The organism is Marinovum sp. PR37 (assembly GCF_028807375.1).
Classification (GTDB): domain Bacteria; phylum Pseudomonadota; class Alphaproteobacteria; order Rhodobacterales; family Rhodobacteraceae; genus Marinovum; species Marinovum algicola.
Genome location: NZ_JARAML010000021.1, coordinates 75907 through 90528, shown reverse-complemented (window position 1 = coordinate 90528; position 14622 = coordinate 75907). Strand labels below are relative to the sequence as shown.

The window sequence follows — 14622 nt, the reverse complement described above, 5'->3', positions numbered from 1 at the left end:
CGATACGTGGTCAAAGGAGCGGCACAATCCCGCGACAGGTCCAGGCTGTGTCGGTCATGTCCCGGATCAAGCACAATGGCCGATGGCCTGCCATTGCGAATGCCGTGCCGAGTCTCTCTGCCGCAGCCATGGCGTTTCAGGAAAAGCCCGGAATCGCCAATTCTGCCACGCCTTCGGCGCTCTCGGGCTTTTGGCGATGCTTGAGGGATCAGGTAATTCCCGAAACGCCTTATCCTGCCAGTTCCGGCCGCCGCACGCGCTCGGGGCGGACCAGCCGCCAATCCAGCCCTTCGAACAGCGCCGAGAATTGGGCGGGCGACATCTTCATCACCCCGTCCTGCGCCTTGGGCCAGACGAACTTTGCGCCCTCCAGGCGCTTGTGAACCAGAACGATGCCGGTCTGGTCCCAGACCAGGACCTTGATGCGGTCCGCCCGCTTGGCGCGGAACACAAAGGCCGCGCCGCTGAACGGATCGAGCCCCATCGTTTCCTGAACCAGCAGCGCCAGGCCATCTATGCCCTTCCGGAAGTCCGTCGGACGCGTGGCCACGTAGACGCGCAACCCGCCGGTCGGCGAGATCATCGCGAGGCCGCCCGGATCGCGCGGATCATATGGGTCAATTGCACTTCGTCGATGTCCGACGCCACCCGCAGGGTCACGTCATCGACCACCAGTTCGATCCTGCTGGATTTGAGCGCACCGCGGCGCCGTTTGGGGCTGGGTGCAGGACGCGCCGGTTTCGCCTCAACGACAAGCGCCGCGAACATCGGGTCGTCAGCCGTCTCGGCGGGCAAAGCCAACGCACCGGTCATCAGCTTCTTGCGCCAATCGTAGACCTGCCAGCGGGTCACCGTGTGCCGCCGCGCGACATCGGCGACCTTCGCTCCGGGCATCATACTTTCCGCCGCGATCCGCGCCCGCTCCGCCTCGCTCCGAAATCGCCGACCAGACCGCCCCTCGAGAACCTCGATCCTGCCCGCGTAGCCATTTGTTGAGCCGTCCAAAGAGACGTCCATTTTGCCGTCCTATCCTGTCTCACCTCGACAGCAGGACTCGCACAGCCGGCGTCAGCGCGGCAGAAGGGGATTGGCGTGGCGCTTACGCTAGGTAATATGTCGCTGATCGAATCAGGGCTTGGCAAGCAAATCTATATGTTAGCAGTCACCTCGGGCGGCTGCTAAAGCCGCGCATTCTGCGCCCCAACACTAGGGATTGTATGTAAATCGTTGCTCGTCGGCTCATATAGATTTGCGCAGTCAGGCGAGTGGGGCTGAACATATCCCTGCTAGAGCTTGCGCACGTAATGCATGGCAGCTTCTCTACGAGCCTTGTCACAAACTACTCAATCCGACCCCACGAACTGCTTACTATACGCTTACTAAAGCCAAACACCCCCTGAGCCACCTCGCTGAGGTGTCTCGTAAATCTCTGATCTACTTGGGGATTTTGGCTCCGGCGGTAGGGATCGAACCTACGACCAATTGATTAACAGTCAACTGCTCTACCGCTGAGCTACGCCGGAACACGAGGGGTGATATAACGAGGCCGGTTCGGGGCGTCCAGAGGGTTTTGGCAGAAAATTGCAGAAAAATTCATGACCCCACGGAAAGGGTGAAACCACCGTCGAAACCCAGCTCTGATACCGGCGCCACGCGGGTTTTGCCGGTCAGATCAACGAGGTGCGCAAAGACATTGCGGCTGGCGGCAGGCAGCAGGGCGGCGGGGGTGTCGCGGTATATCCGCGCGGCAAGCTCGGTCGCGGTCAACGCGCCATCGGCCAGGGCGGCGAGGATCTCGGCCTCGCGGGCGTGGCGGTGCGATATCAGCCAGGCGAGCCGGCCGGCGGGATCGGCGATTGGGGCGCCGTGGCCGGGGTAGAACCGCTGCCAGTGGCGGCTGGCGAGCCGCGCGCAGGAAGCCATGAAATCGGTCAGGTCGCCATCGGGCGGCGAAACCAGCGACGAGGCCCAGCCCATCACGTGATCGCCGGAAAACAGCGCGTCGCCCCAGGCCAGGCAGATGTGATTGCCCATGTGTCCGGGCGTGTGCAGCGCGGTCAGCTCCCATTCGTCCGTGCGCAGGCCGGCACCGTCGGCCAGGATCTCATCCGGCACAAAGCCGCGGTCGACGCCTTCGCCGCCGCCGCTCAGCCCGCTGTCGGCCAGGGCGGCCATCACGGCGCTGCGGCCGGAGGTGGCGGGGCCGAAGGCATGAACGGGCGCGCCGGTGGCCTCGGCCAACGGCCGGGCCAGGGGCGAATGATCGCGATGCGCATGGGTGACGATGATATGGCGGATCCGCGCACCGGCGGGCAGGGCGCGCAGAAGCGCCTCGAGATGCGCCGGATCGTCGGGGCCGGGATCGATCACCGCGATCTCGCGGCGGCCGAGCAGATAGCTGTTGGTGCCCCAGTGGGTCATCGGCGAGGGATTGGGCGCAAGCACGCGAAGCAGACCGGGGGCAAGCGGCTCTGCAAGCCCCGGAACGGGCGGGTTTTCCTCGGCGGCCATGCGGGTTTTCCTTCTATGCGGCGGATTGTGCGGCTAAGCCTTACCCATGTCGTTCGAATGGCTCAAACGTTATATGCCGCGCAGCCTCTATGGCCGCGCCGCCTTGATTCTGGTGCTGCCGGTGGTGACCTTGCAGCTGGTGGTGACGGTGATCTTTGTTCAGCGTCACTTCGAAGGCGTGACCGAACAGCTCACCCGTTCGGTCCGCGACGAGATACGGCTGATCGTGGCGCAGGTCGAGACCGGAGACAGCCGCGATGCCGCGACGGCGGCCATGCAGCCGCTGGCCGAGGCGCTGGATTACACGCTGAGCTGGCAGGAAATCGCGCCGGAGCAGGACACCCGCCGCTGGTTCGATTTGTCGGGTCTGGTGGTGATCCGGGAATTGCGCAGCGAACTCGAGGGGATCGCCGCCATCGCGCTGCCCAACGACCGCGACACGCTGGTCTATATCGATCTGCCGCAGGGGGTGCTGGAGTTGCGGTTCGATCGCAAGGGGGTCTCGGCCTCGAACCCGCATCAATTGATTCTCAACATGATCCTGTTCAGCCTGATCATGACGCCGATTGCCTATATCTACCTGCGCAACCAGTTGCGGCCGATCACTCGGCTGGCGGATGCGGCCTCGGCTTTCGGCCGCGGACGGGTGGTGCCATATTCGCCTTCCGGCGCGGTCGAGGTGCGGGCGGCGGGGCATGCCTTTCTCGATATGCGCGCCCGGATCGAGCGGCAGATCGAACAGCGCACGCTGCTGCTCTCGGGGGTCAGCCACGATCTGCGCACGCCGCTGACGCGGTTGAAGCTGGGGCTGTCGATGCTGGAGGACGACGAGGTGACTGATCTTCAGCGCGACGTGCGCGAGATGGAGCGGATGCTGGACGAATTCCTCGATTTCGTGCGCGGCAATGCCGAAGAGAGCACGCCGGATCTGGTCGATCCGATGCGGCTGATCCGACGGATCGTCGAGGATGCCCAGCGGGCGGAAAAGCCGGTGACCCTGGGCCAGATCGAGGGGGAGGGACAGATCGCGCTGAGGCCGATTGCAATCCGGCGCGCAGTGGAGAATCTCATCGAAAATGCAACACGTTACGGGACGAAGTGCGAGTTGAGCGCGAGCTTGACGGCGACGTCCTTGCGCATTCGGGTCGAAGATGACGGCCCGGGCATTCCCGAAGACATGCGGCTGTCGGCGACGCGGGCCTTCGTGCGGCTCGACAGTTCCCGCAACCAGAACCGGGCGCCCGGGGTCGGGCTGGGGCTGGCCATTGCGACCGATATCGCCCGCGCCCATGGCGGGGTGCTGCGACTGGGGCACTCAGAGCGGCTTGGCGGGCTTCAAGCCGACATCGTGGTGGCAAGGTAGTATTAATTTTAAAGGCATAACGGGAAAACTTCATGCATTGCCTGAGCCTGATTCATTGTGGGGCGCGGCGAGGCTGTGCCGTCTTTTGCCAGGCGGCAGGGTCTTCGATCAGAAGGCCCATTTCAGGCAGATCGACCGGAGAAGAAACTGCCTCGGATGCGGGCGCAGGCGCGTCGTCAGGGGCGGTTTCCAACTCGCTGGTGGCGCGGGGCAGGAACATTTCGACCTGCGTGCCATGCCCCGGCTGGCTCTTGAGCGTGATATGGCCGCCGGATTGGATCACGAACCCATAGACCATCGGCAGCCCGAGCCCCGAACCCTTGTCGATTGGCTTCGTTGTATAAAACGGTTCGAACACCCGCTCCAGCGCCGTTTCCGAGATGCCGGTTCCGGTGTCGGCGACCGAAATGACGACATAGGTGCCCGCCTCCAATCCCGCGGTTGGCTCGGCCTCGGTGACCGTCTGGCTGCGGGTTGTCACGATAAGTTGGCCGCCATCGGGCATGGCGTCGCGCGCATTGATAGCAAGGTTCAACAGCGCGCTTTCAAGCTGTGTGCGATCGGCCTTGACCGGGCCCAGATCGCGCCCCAACTGGGTTTCAACGCGGATCGTCGAAGGCAGGGTGCGCCGGAACAGCCCATCCAGCCGGTTGATCACGCGATTGGCGTCCAGCGCTTCTGGCGCCAGCACGGAACGGCGGCCAAAGGCCAGAAGCTGTTTCGTGAGCTTGGCCCCGCGGGCGGTGGCGTCAAGCGCCTGGGTCAGGAGCTCGCGTTGATCAGCGCTGTCGCTCTCCAGGCGGCACAGTTCGACGTTTCCTGTAACAACGGTCAGTATGTTATTGAAGTCATGGGCAATTCCCGCCGTCAAACGCCCGACGGCATCAAGCCGTTGCGCCTCGGCAAAAATGCGTTCGTTGGTCTTTTGCTCGGTAATGTCGAGCGAGGCGCAGACCTCTCGTACGACATTGCCGCAGTCGTCTGTCTGCGGTTCCACGCTGGCCCGGATCCATCGCGTCTCGTCGCCGACGGGAACACGGTATTCCAGCGTCACCGGCACGCCTTTCAATACCTCGCGGCATCCTTCCTTCACCCGCTGCCGGTCGTCTGGATGCACCAGGCCGATTGCGCCCCCGGCAGAGGCCGCGGTGGCCAGGAAGGCTTCGACGCTGGCGCCGTGATTGCGGGCGTGCTGTTCGGAGACCACCACCGGCAGGTCGTTTACGGTGTCCCAGATGTAATAGCCCATCCCGGCGACCTTGGCGGCCAGCAACAGGGGCTGTTCCTGGTCGCGGCGCTGCGCCTCCAGGCGTTTTTCCATCAGCGCATCGCGTTGATCGGCGATGCGGCCGACGAAATAGCCCATGGTAGCGAAAATCGCGATCGAGGCCAGGGTGAGCGGCAGCGAGGCGATGATCATCTGCGGTCCAAAGCCGCTGACATGCCCGTGCAGCAGCATCACGCTACAGATCGCCGCCGACAGCATGCCGCCGATCCGGCCTCCGGTGGTGCCGGCGTACATCATGCTTGCGATCAAGAGCAGAAACGGAATCGGCAACTGAAAGTTGCCAAGGTGACCGACCTCGATCGCTGCTGCCGTGGCCAGCGTCGGCGCCACGGACGGCAGGCGTTGGCGGATAATTGCGAGTTTCATGAAACGACAAACATCGTGCAAACCGCTTTGAGATGGTGCGGATGAATATATCAATCAGGAGGAGAAAAGGGAAAAAATCGTGCACGTCACGCGATTGACGTTACGTCAACTCAGGCCACGCGCGAAAGCAAATATGGCAGCAGAAGGGGGTCGGCGAAGGCATGTCCATCAGCAAGACGGCTTGGTAGGCCCGGCAGGACTTGAACCCGCAACCAAAGCGTTATGAGCGCTCTGCTCTAACCAATTGAGCTACAGGCCCGCCTTGCGCTTGGAGTATCCAGCCACGCCGGCAGGGTCAAGGCTTTCAGATTGCGCCTGTCGACGCGATGTTTTAACCGGGCGCAGACCAAGTGACAGGACGGAGCGGGCGATGAGCGCTGAGACGGGCAAGAGCGGGCTGACCTACAGCCAGGCCGGTGTGGATATCGATGCGGGCAATGCCCTTGTCGAGCGGATCAAACCCGCCGCCAAGCGCACGGCGCGGCCCGGCGTGATGTCGGGGCTGGGCGGTTTTGGCGCGCTCTTCGATCTCAAGGCCGCAGGCTACGAGGATCCAATCCTTGTCGGCGCCACCGACGGCGTGGGCACCAAGCTGCGCATTGCGATCGACACTGGCGAGGTGGATGGCGTCGGTATCGACCTCGTTGCCATGTGTGTTAACGATCTGGTGTGCCAGGGGGCCGAGCCGCTGTTTTTCCTCGACTACTTCGCCACCGGCAAGCTCGAGACCGAAACCGCCGCGCGGATCATCGAAGGCATCGCCGAGGGCTGCGCGCTTTCGGGCTGCGCGCTGATCGGCGGTGAGACGGCGGAAATGCCCGGCATGTATCCAGAAGGCGATTTCGATCTCGCCGGCTTCTCGGTCGGCGCGATGGAGCGTGGCACAGCCTTGCCCGAGGGGGTAAAAGCGGGCGATGTGTTGCTGGGCCTGGCCAGCGACGGCGTGCATTCCAACGGCTACAGCCTGGTGCGCAAGATCGTCGAGGTCTCCGGTCTGGTCTGGGACGACGATTGCCCCTGGGGCGAGGGCACGCTGGGCGCGGCGCTGCTGCGGCCGACGCGGCTCTATGTCAAACAGGCTCTGGCGGCGGTGCGCGCGGGCGGCGTGCATGCGCTGGCGCATATCACCGGCGGCGGGCTGACGGAAAATCTGCCACGGGTGCTGAAAGAGGGGCAGGGCGCCGAGATCGATCTCGATTCCTGGGATCTGCCGCCGGTGTTCAAATGGCTGGCCGAGACCGGCGGTCTGGCCGAGGCCGAGATGCTCAAGACCTTCAATTCCGGCATTGGCATGGTGCTGGTGGTCGAAGCCGACCGCGCCAGCGAGATCATCAAGGTGCTGATCGAGGCCGGCGAACAGGTGCATGCGCTGGGCCACGTCACCGAGGGCGCCGGCGTGACCTATCGCGGGTCGCTTGCATGAGCCTGCGCGTCGCCATCCTGATTTCCGGTGGCGGATCGAACATGGTGACGCTGGTCGACAGCATGACGGGCGATCATCCGGCGCGGCCCTGCCTTGTGCTGTCGAACCGGCCGGATGCCGGCGGGCTCGACAAGGCGCGGGCGCGCGGGATCGAGGTGGCGGTGGTCGATCATCGTCCCTTCGGCAAGGACCGGGCCGGATTCGAGACCGAGCTTCAGGCGGCGCTGGAGGCGGCCCGCCCCGACATCCTCTGCCTGGCTGGCTTCATGCGGGTGCTGACGGCGGAGTTCGTCACCCGCTGGCAGGGCCGGATGCTCAACATCCACCCTTCGTTGCTGCCGAAATACAAGGGGCTCGACACCCATGCGCGGGCGCTGGCCGCCGGCGATGCCGAGGCCGGCTGTTCGGTGCATCTGGTCACGCCAGAGCTTGATGACGGGCCGGTCCTGGGCCAGACAGAAGTCAGGATCGCGCCGGACGACACGCCCGAGAGCCTTGCGGCGCGCGTTTTGGTAGAGGAACACAGGCTTTATCCGGCGGTATTGCGCCAATTCTGCACGCAATTCCGTCGCGTATAAGCCGTCGCACGCTCTTTTCATCCCGGTTTTTAGCTCATATGCTGGCTTTGAGGGAGCGCGATAAAATAAAAAAGGGCGCCTATGCGTATTATTACGACGACCGCGGAATTGGCCGAATTCTGCACCGCCGCGCGTCAGGAACCGTATGTCACCGTGGATACGGAGTTCCTCCGGGAACGGACCTATTATTCCAAGCTGTGTCTTGTGCAGATGGCCATGCCGGGCAAGGACGACAGCAATGCCGTGCTGATCGATCCTCTGGTCGAGGGGCTGTCGCTCGATCCGATGTACGAGCTGTTCCGGGATGGCAATGTCGTCAAGGTGTTCCACGCCGCACGGCAGGATCTCGAGATCTTCTTTGTCGATGCCGGGGTGATCCCGCATCCGCTGTTCGACACCCAGGTCGCCGCCATGGTCTGCGGCTTCGGCGAACAGGTGGGCTATGAAAAGCTGGTGCGGGCGATTGCCCGCAAGGGGCTGGACAAGACCTCGCGGTTTACCGATTGGTCGCGCCGGCCATTGACCGAGGCGCAGCAGAAATACGCGCTGGCCGACGTCACGCATTTGCGCACGATCTACGAATTCCTCGCCGCCAAACTGGAAAAGACCGGCCGGGCCCATTGGGTGGAAGAGGAAATGTCGATCCTCGAAGACCCGGAAACCTATATCATGCGGCCGGAAGAGGCCTGGCAGCGGGTGCGCACCCGCACCACGACGCCCAAATTCCTGGCCATCGTGCGCGAGCTGGCGCGGTTTCGCGAATCCTATGCCCAGACCAAGGACATTCCGCGCAACCGGGTGTTCAAGGACGATGCCATGCTCGAGCTGGCCTCGACCAAGCCGAGCTCGGTCGCCGATCTGGGCCGGTCCCGGCTGCTGCTGCGCGAGGCACGGCGGGGCGAGATTGCCGAAGGCATCCTGGCCGCGGTGCAGGCCGGGCTGAACTGTCCGCCCGACAAGATGCCGCAGATCGATCGCTCGCGCGAAAAGCTGCAAGTCAATCCGGCGCTGGCCGATCTGTTGCGGGTGCTGCTCAAGGCCAAGACCGAGGCCAGCGACGTGGCTTCGCGGCTGGTGGCGCCATCGGCGGATCTCGACGCACTTGCCGCCGGGCTGCGCGACGTCCAGGCGCTGCGCGGCTGGCGGCACGAGGTCTTTGGCCGGGATGCGCTGCGGCTGTGCGCCGGTCAGGTCGCGCTGACGGTGCGCGGCAACGATGTGCAGATCGTCGAACTCTGACGATCACCGGGCAACGGGGGGCGGCGCCCCCTGATCCCGTGATCCCCCGGAATTAGCGGCTGGCGCTGCGGATGTTGTCGCGAGCCAGCACGCGGATTGTCCGAATGCCGGCAAGCTCTTGTTCCGTCAGGCGAATGGCGGCGGTGACGGCGCGCGCATGGGCATTGCCCACCCCCTCACCATAGCGCGGCTGGACGGCGCGGAACTCATAGCTCAGGCTGCCGGCTTCGGCCTCCTCGAGCGCGACGAGACGCACATCATAGCCTTCGATCGAGGTCAGCACGCCCGAAACTTCGACCACCGCGCCGCCCGCCACCTGGCGGATGTGCAACTCGGTCACCTGTTCCACCAGCGCGCCTTCATAGGGCGGTGCGTCGCGTTTGCCAAAGAACGCCCGCCGCTCGGGGATCAGCGTGTTCACCTCGCTCTCGGCCGGCGGGGTGGCGACGGTCTCGCTGCGCCCGAACCAATTGGCCGGATTCACCCGGGAGTCGCGCACCGCGGCACAGCCCGCCAGCGACGTCGCCACCACCAGTGATGCCAGAACCAGTTTGCGCATGGGCCACTCCCTTTGTCGTTGCCTTGGGTTAGCGCATTGGCCGCGGGTTGAAAAGCGATTGCGACTGGACCTTTGGCATTTGGCTGCATAGGTGAGGAACAGTTGCATCGGAGGGGTTATGGCCAGCGCTGCATTTGAAGAGATTGTCGAGGATTTCGAATTCCTCGAGGACTGGGAAGACCGGTATCGCTACGTCATCGAGAAGGGCCGCGACATGGCCCCGCTCGACGAAGCGCTCAAGGTGCCCGCCACCAAGGTCGAGGGCTGCGCCAGCCAGGTCTGGCTGCACATCCGCCCCGAGGGCGGGGCGTTTCATTTCGATGGCGACAGCGATGCGATGATCGTGCGCGGTCTGATTGCCGTGCTGCGGTCGCTTTACAACGGGCTGCCGGTGTCCGAGGTGCCGGGCGTCGACGCCGGCGGCGAGCTGGCGCGGCTGGGGCTGAACGATCACCTGTCGGCGCAGCGCTCGAACGGGCTGCGGGCGATGGTGGAGCGTATCCGGGACCGGGCGGCGGAAGTCGCCTGAGACACCGGCGGCGGTTTGCCCGCCGGAACGCCGCGGGCGCTCGGTCGAAAGCGCGGTGAAGACGGCCGAGACTGCTGCAAAAGAAGCTGCAAAAGAAAAGGGCCGGCGCTTGGCCGGCCCCGGTGTCAGAACGGGATTTCGTCGTCGATGTCGCGGCTGGGCGGGTTTCCGCCGCCCTGGCTGCCGCCACCGCCATAGCCCTGATCCTGCGGGCCGCTGTCATAGCCGCCGCCGTAGTTGCCCTGGCCGCTGCCACCAAAGCCGCCGCCACCGCCGCCGCCCTCGCGACCGTCGAGCATGGTCAGGGTGCTGCCAAAGCCCTGCAACACCACCTCGGTGGAATAGCGATCCTGGCCGGATTGGTCCTGCCATTTGCGGGTCTGAAGCTGACCTTCGAGGTAAACCTTTGATCCCTTGCGCAGATATTGCTCTGCGACGCGCACCAGCCCTTCGTTGAAGATCGCGACCGAATGCCATTCGGTGCGCTCGCGGCGTTCACCGGTGTTGCGATCCTTCCAGGTTTCGGAGGTTGCGATGCGCAGATTGCAGACCTTACCGCCATTCTGAAAGGTCCGCACTTCCGGGTCGCGCCCGAGATTTCCGATGAGAATGACTTTGTTGACTGACCCGGCCATATTGCCCCCAAGTTGCACGTTCTGATTGCGCCGAATTCCGAATCCGGCGGCGAAGTTCGGCGGAGCCTACCTCACCTGATCATGATTGATAAATGGCAAACGGGTGCCGGTCTGGCCGAATCCGGAATTTTGGGTATATTGCGCCAAAACGACGTGGGGACAGTGTGTATGCGCAAGGTGCTATGCGTAGCTTTTGCGGCGGCTCTTCTGCCGCTCGCCGGCCAGGCCGAAACGATCTCGACCAAGGGCCAGGCCAATCTCTTCAAATCCAAGACCGGCGTGCTCGACCGTCGCGCCGCCCAGCAATACAACAATTCGGTCAGGTTGCAGCCGCCCAAGGTGGCGACCCCGACCAAATGGGATGACGCGGGGCAGGGACCGAACCAGCGCTACACCGGCACGTACAAGGGGGTCTATTCCGGCATGGCCCGCGATGCGGCGCGCGCCCATGGCGTCCCCGAGGATCTGTTCCTGCGGCTGGTGCAGCAGGAAAGCGGCTGGAACCCCGAGGCACTGAGCCACAAGGGCGCCTATGGGCTGGCGCAGCTGATGCCCGGTACAGCCCGAAGGCTCGGCGTGAACCGCGAGGATCCGGCACAGAACCTCAGCGGCGGCGCGCGCTATCTCAAGCAGCAATATGATGCCTTTGGCTCCTGGCGGCTGGCGCTCGCCGCTTATAACGCCGGGCCGGGTGCGGTGCTGAAATACGGCGGCGTTCCGCCCTACCGGGAAACCCGGAACTACGTGAAAGTGATCTGGGGCAGCTGAGTGCCTCAGAGATCGGCCCAGCCGTCGGGCAGGGGCCGGAAGGGATAGACGGCCAGATCGTCATAGACCGGCGCGCCGCCGCCCAGGGTTGACCGGGTGAGGGCGATGGCCTGCGCCACAAAACCCGGGATCTCGGCCCGCGCCGTGTCTGACAGGTAGCGCTGCACCTCGTCGGCCAGCCCGGCGGGCGGTCGCGCGCCAAAGCGCGCCAGCGTCACATGCGGCTTGAACTTCTGGCGCTCGGGGCGAAGCCCGGCCAGTCGCGCCGCGCCCTGCACGGCGCGGTGCAGCGTTTCCAGCTCTGGCGAAGGCCGCACCATGGCGGCCACAAGGCGCGGTTTGCTGCCGCCAAAGATATCCACCCCGGAAAACGCCACGTCGAAGGGCCAGGCGCGGATCTCCTCGAGCGCCGCGTCCAGATCGGCGAGCTGCTGCGGCGCGACCTCGGCAAAGAAGGCCAGGGTGACGTGAAACTGATCCGCCCCCACCTGCCGGCCCACCCGCAGGCCCGTTTGCAGATCGCTCAGCGCATCGCGGGCCTCCTCGGGCAGGGGCAGTGCCACGAACAGCCGCATCGGCGGCTCAGCCTCCGCCGCTGTGGTGACGGAACAGCGGCCCCGGCGCCGGTTTCGGACGCGGGCCGCCCTCGTGCAGCGCGGTGCGGCGCAGCGCCGACGGCGGCTGCCCGGTGTGATGCTGGATGAAGCGCGAGAAATAGGCGGCGGAGCCAAAGCCAAGATGTCCGGCCACGTTCTGCACCGGCGGCTCCGGCCGCATCAGCAGCATCCGCGCCTCATGCAGCACCCGCTGGGTTATCATGTCGGCGGCGGTCAGCCCGGCATTTTCGCGGCAGACCCGGGTCAGATGGGTGGGCGTCACCTCGAGCAGGGTGGCGTAATCGGCCATGTTGCGACCGCTGCGGAATTCGGCCTCGAGCAGATCGGCAAAGCGGCGCGACAGGCGCTGCCCGGCGGTTTCGCGCCCCATCAGCGCCGGCGAGACCTTGTCGCCCTCGTCGTACATCGCCAGCATCTGCCGCCGCAGCCAGACGGCCGCCAGATTGAAGCGGGCAACCAGCGCCTCGGCCTGTAGCGGCTGCTGCGAGGCCAGCTCGCGTTGCAGCATTTCGACGATGCCCGTCAGATCGCCCTGCGCCTGGACATCGCGGAGCCGCAGGTGCTGCGGCGCGTCGGGTAGAAGCGGATAGTCGCCATCTTCGATCAGGATTGCCTGGCCGAAACACTGCGGCCCGGTTTCCAGCGCGAATTGCGTGCCACGCGGCAGATACAGCACGTTGTTGGCGCCGATGCCGCGACGGATGCCGCGGATCGTGGCGCGGCCCTGACCGCGGGTGATCCAGACCAGCAGGTGATCGTCGCGCGCATGGGGCAGGCTGGCCTGCCAGCTGCCGCCCGGTGTCATCTGGGCAAGCGTCACCACGCGAAGCGGCAGGGCCGGCTTCGCGGTCTGCGCCTCGACAGGCTCTGATCGTTGCATCGTCACGCCACGCCGGTCCTTTCGGTCACTGGAGGCTTTCAGGTCAGACACCTGTTGATGCCGCGCCGCAGCGCCATTCGCAAGGGAAATCCCGTTTCTCAGCACAAAGCCGCCGCCTCCACTCCCTGCCACGCTTTCATGCGCGAGCGTAGCCATGTGCGCTGGCGTTTTGCAAACTGACAGGTGGCGATTGTGGCCTTTTCCCGCGCATCTTCCAGCGGAATTTCGCCGTGCAGATGCGCAATCAGCTCCGGGGCGCCAATCGCCTTGAAGCTGAGCAGCGCCGGATCCCAGCGGGCCAGGTTGGCGCGGGCCTCGTCAAGCGCCCCCTGCGCGAGCATCAGGTCGAAACGCCGCGCGATGCGGGCATTGAGCCAGTCACGTTCGACATCGACGCGCAGCGCCTGGGCCTGCGCGAAGGGCAGCAGCGGCTCCGGCGTGGCGTCCTGCCAGCTTGCCAACCCCCGGCCGGTGGCTCGCTGCACCTCCCAGGCGCGCTGCACCCGCATCGGGTTGCGGGTATCGAGCCGCGCACGGGTCTCGGGATCGATCTCGGGCAGGAGCGCGTCATGCCCCTGGTCCAGACGTCGGGCATCGGCTTCGGCGCGCACCTCGGGCGGGGTGGCGGGAATCTCGGCCAGCCCCTCGGTCAGCGCCGCGAAATAGAGCCCGGTGCCGCCGATGATGATCGCCCGTTCGGGCCCGCTCAGCAGGGGCGCCACCTCGCGCAGCCAGTGGCCGACGGAATAGGCCGCGTCCCAGGCGACATGGCCGTATAGCACATGCCGGGCACGGGCCAGATCCTCGGCCCCCGGGCGCGCGGTCAGCACGCGCCAGTTCTCGAACACCTGAATCGCATCAGCATTGACGATCACGCCGCCCTGGCGCTCGGCGATCTCCAGCGCCAGGGCCGATTTGCCGCTGGCGGTGGGGCCGGCGATCAGAACCGAGCGCTCGGGCGAGAGATTGGCAAGGTCAAGGCGCATGCAAGGGCCCCGCTGATGCAAGAGAGGTGCAAGGGATCTGTCTTTCCCCCGAATGCTGCATTGAACTGCCCCGTGTTTTCCGACATTTTGCCGCCAATTTAGCCAGCCGCCTCACCGGAGTACACCATGTCTGCTGCCACCGACACCGATGCCCGCGCCACCAAGTACAAACGCGTCCTTCTGAAAATTTCCGGCGAGGCGCTGATGGGCGACCAGGGCTACGGGTTGCACCCGCCCACCGTCGAACGGATCGCCCGCGAGGTGCAATCGGTCCATGCCCTGGGGGTCGAGATCTGCATGGTGATCGGCGGCGGCAACATTTTCCGCGGGTTGCAGGGAAGCGCCCAGGGGATGGAACGGACCACGGCCGATTACATGGGCATGCTGGCGACGGTGATGAACGCCCTGGCGATGCAATCGGCGCTCGAGGGTCTCGGCGTCTTTACCCGCGTCATCTCGGCGATTCCGATGGATCAGGTCTGCGAGCCCTACATCCGCCGCCGCGCCGTGCGCCACCTCGAGAAGAAGCGGGTCTGCATCTTTGCCGCCGGCACCGGCAACCCCTATTTCACCACCGACACCGCCGCCACCCTGCGCGCCAACGAGATGTCCTGCCAGGCGATCTTCAAGGGCACCAAGGTCGATGGCGTCTATGACAAGGATCCGGTCAAGCACGACGACGCGGTGCGCTATGACCAGGTGAGCTATGACGAGGTGCTGCAAAAACATCTCGGCGTGATGGATGCCTCGGCAATCGCGCTGGCACGCGACAACTCGCTGCCGATCATCGTCTTTTCGCTGGACGAGCCGGGCGGCTTCCGCGGCATCCTCGCGGGCGAGGGCACCTATACCAAGGTCGGCCCCTGAGGCCGGCGCCGAC

Annotated in this window: 16 protein-coding genes and 2 tRNA genes; 7 read left to right on the top strand and 11 right to left on the bottom strand. The window is 65.1% G+C overall.

The window, feature by feature from the left end:
* Nucleotides 1–229: 229 nt before the first annotated feature.
* The 4 genes from tnpB to PVW49_RS16825 form a co-directional block, all read right to left on the bottom strand.
* Nucleotides 230–583 (bottom strand): IS66 family insertion sequence element accessory protein TnpB, encoded by a 354-nt coding sequence (gene tnpB / locus PVW49_RS16840; protein WP_274591102.1) that lies wholly within the window; start codon nucleotides 581–583, stop codon nucleotides 230–232.
* Nucleotides 580–1017 carry an IS66-like element accessory protein TnpA gene (tnpA, locus tag PVW49_RS16835; RefSeq protein WP_274591101.1) on the bottom strand — a complete coding sequence of 146 codons (438 nt, stop codon included), beginning with the start codon at nucleotides 1015–1017 and terminating at the stop codon, nucleotides 580–582. Before tnpA ends, tnpB begins: the two co-directional genes overlap by 4 nt.
* Nucleotides 1018–1448: 431 nt before the next feature.
* Nucleotides 1449–1523 (bottom strand) — tRNA-Asn (locus PVW49_RS16830).
* 70 nt (nucleotides 1524–1593) lie between these two features.
* Nucleotides 1594–2511 (bottom strand): MBL fold metallo-hydrolase, encoded by a 918-nt coding sequence (locus tag PVW49_RS16825; RefSeq protein WP_274591100.1) that lies wholly within the window; start codon nucleotides 2509–2511, stop codon nucleotides 1594–1596.
* 46 nt (nucleotides 2512–2557) lie between these two features.
* Here PVW49_RS16825 and PVW49_RS16820 point away from each other — a divergent pair, with 46 nt between their 5' ends.
* The gene (locus PVW49_RS16820) at nucleotides 2558–3874 is read left to right on the top strand and encodes an ATP-binding protein (protein WP_048531688.1); all 1317 of its coding nucleotides are present in this window, start codon (nucleotides 2558–2560) and stop codon (nucleotides 3872–3874) included.
* Nucleotides 3875–3926: 52 nt separating this feature from the next.
* Here PVW49_RS16820 and PVW49_RS16815 read toward each other — a convergent pair whose 3' ends face one another.
* Entirely contained in the window at nucleotides 3927–5492 is a 1566-nt protein-coding gene (locus tag PVW49_RS16815; protein ID WP_274591099.1) for a two-component system sensor histidine kinase NtrB, read from the bottom strand.
* 218 nt (nucleotides 5493–5710) lie between these two features.
* Nucleotides 5711–5787 (bottom strand) — tRNA-Ile (locus PVW49_RS16810).
* A gap of 111 nt (nucleotides 5788–5898) precedes the next feature.
* Here PVW49_RS16810 and purM point away from each other — a divergent pair.
* The 3 genes from purM to rnd all read left to right on the top strand — a co-directional run bounded on the left by purM (nucleotide 5899) and on the right by rnd (nucleotide 8768).
* Entirely contained in the window at nucleotides 5899–6951 is a 1053-nt protein-coding gene (purM, locus tag PVW49_RS16805) for a phosphoribosylformylglycinamidine cyclo-ligase (protein WP_274591098.1), read from the top strand.
* Nucleotides 6948–7529 carry a phosphoribosylglycinamide formyltransferase gene (gene purN / locus PVW49_RS16800; RefSeq protein ID WP_274591097.1) on the top strand — a complete coding sequence of 194 codons (582 nt, stop codon included), beginning with the start codon at nucleotides 6948–6950 and terminating at the stop codon, nucleotides 7527–7529. The genes purM and purN overlap by 4 nt, the downstream gene beginning before the upstream one ends.
* Before the next feature lie 81 nt (nucleotides 7530–7610).
* The gene (gene rnd / locus PVW49_RS16795; RefSeq protein ID WP_048531697.1) at nucleotides 7611–8768 is read left to right on the top strand and encodes a ribonuclease D; all 1158 of its coding nucleotides are present in this window, start codon (nucleotides 7611–7613) and stop codon (nucleotides 8766–8768) included.
* A 52-nt stretch (nucleotides 8769–8820) separates the two neighbouring features.
* Here the strand turns inward: rnd and PVW49_RS16790 are convergent, their stop codons facing one another.
* Entirely contained in the window at nucleotides 8821–9327 is a 507-nt protein-coding gene (locus PVW49_RS16790) for a hypothetical protein (protein WP_274591096.1), read from the bottom strand.
* 118 nt (nucleotides 9328–9445) lie between these two features.
* On the opposite strand from PVW49_RS16790, the gene PVW49_RS16785 reads away from it, so the two are divergent.
* Nucleotides 9446–9856, top strand: a complete 411-nt coding sequence (locus PVW49_RS16785) for a SufE family protein (protein WP_048531699.1) — start codon at nucleotides 9446–9448, stop codon at nucleotides 9854–9856.
* 125 nt (nucleotides 9857–9981) lie between these two features.
* On the opposite strand, the gene PVW49_RS16780 is transcribed toward PVW49_RS16785, so the two are convergent.
* Nucleotides 9982–10491, bottom strand: a complete 510-nt coding sequence (locus PVW49_RS16780) for a single-stranded DNA-binding protein (RefSeq protein ID WP_274591095.1) — start codon at nucleotides 10489–10491, stop codon at nucleotides 9982–9984.
* A 168-nt stretch (nucleotides 10492–10659) separates the two neighbouring features.
* Here PVW49_RS16780 and PVW49_RS16775 point away from each other — a divergent pair, with 168 nt between their 5' ends.
* Nucleotides 10660–11259 (top strand): lytic transglycosylase domain-containing protein, encoded by a 600-nt coding sequence (locus tag PVW49_RS16775; protein ID WP_274591094.1) that lies wholly within the window; start codon nucleotides 10660–10662, stop codon nucleotides 11257–11259.
* A gap of 5 nt (nucleotides 11260–11264) precedes the next feature.
* Here PVW49_RS16775 and thpR read toward each other — a convergent pair whose 3' ends face one another.
* The 3 genes from thpR to miaA form a co-directional block, all read right to left on the bottom strand.
* Nucleotides 11265–11834 (bottom strand): RNA 2',3'-cyclic phosphodiesterase, encoded by a 570-nt coding sequence (gene thpR, locus PVW49_RS16770; RefSeq protein WP_274591093.1) that lies wholly within the window; start codon nucleotides 11832–11834, stop codon nucleotides 11265–11267.
* A gap of 7 nt (nucleotides 11835–11841) precedes the next feature.
* Nucleotides 11842–12756, bottom strand: coding sequence for an AraC family transcriptional regulator (locus PVW49_RS16765; RefSeq protein WP_074835610.1), 915 nt, complete (start codon nucleotides 12754–12756; stop codon nucleotides 11842–11844).
* Between the two features lie 98 nt (nucleotides 12757–12854).
* The gene (gene miaA, locus PVW49_RS16760) at nucleotides 12855–13742 is read right to left on the bottom strand and encodes a tRNA (adenosine(37)-N6)-dimethylallyltransferase MiaA (protein WP_274591092.1); all 888 of its coding nucleotides are present in this window, start codon (nucleotides 13740–13742) and stop codon (nucleotides 12855–12857) included.
* A 126-nt stretch (nucleotides 13743–13868) separates the two neighbouring features.
* Here miaA and pyrH point away from each other — a divergent pair, with 126 nt between their 5' ends.
* Nucleotides 13869–14609 (top strand): UMP kinase, encoded by a 741-nt coding sequence (pyrH, locus tag PVW49_RS16755; protein WP_074835613.1) that lies wholly within the window; start codon nucleotides 13869–13871, stop codon nucleotides 14607–14609.
* Nucleotides 14610–14622: the final 13 nt, after the last annotated feature.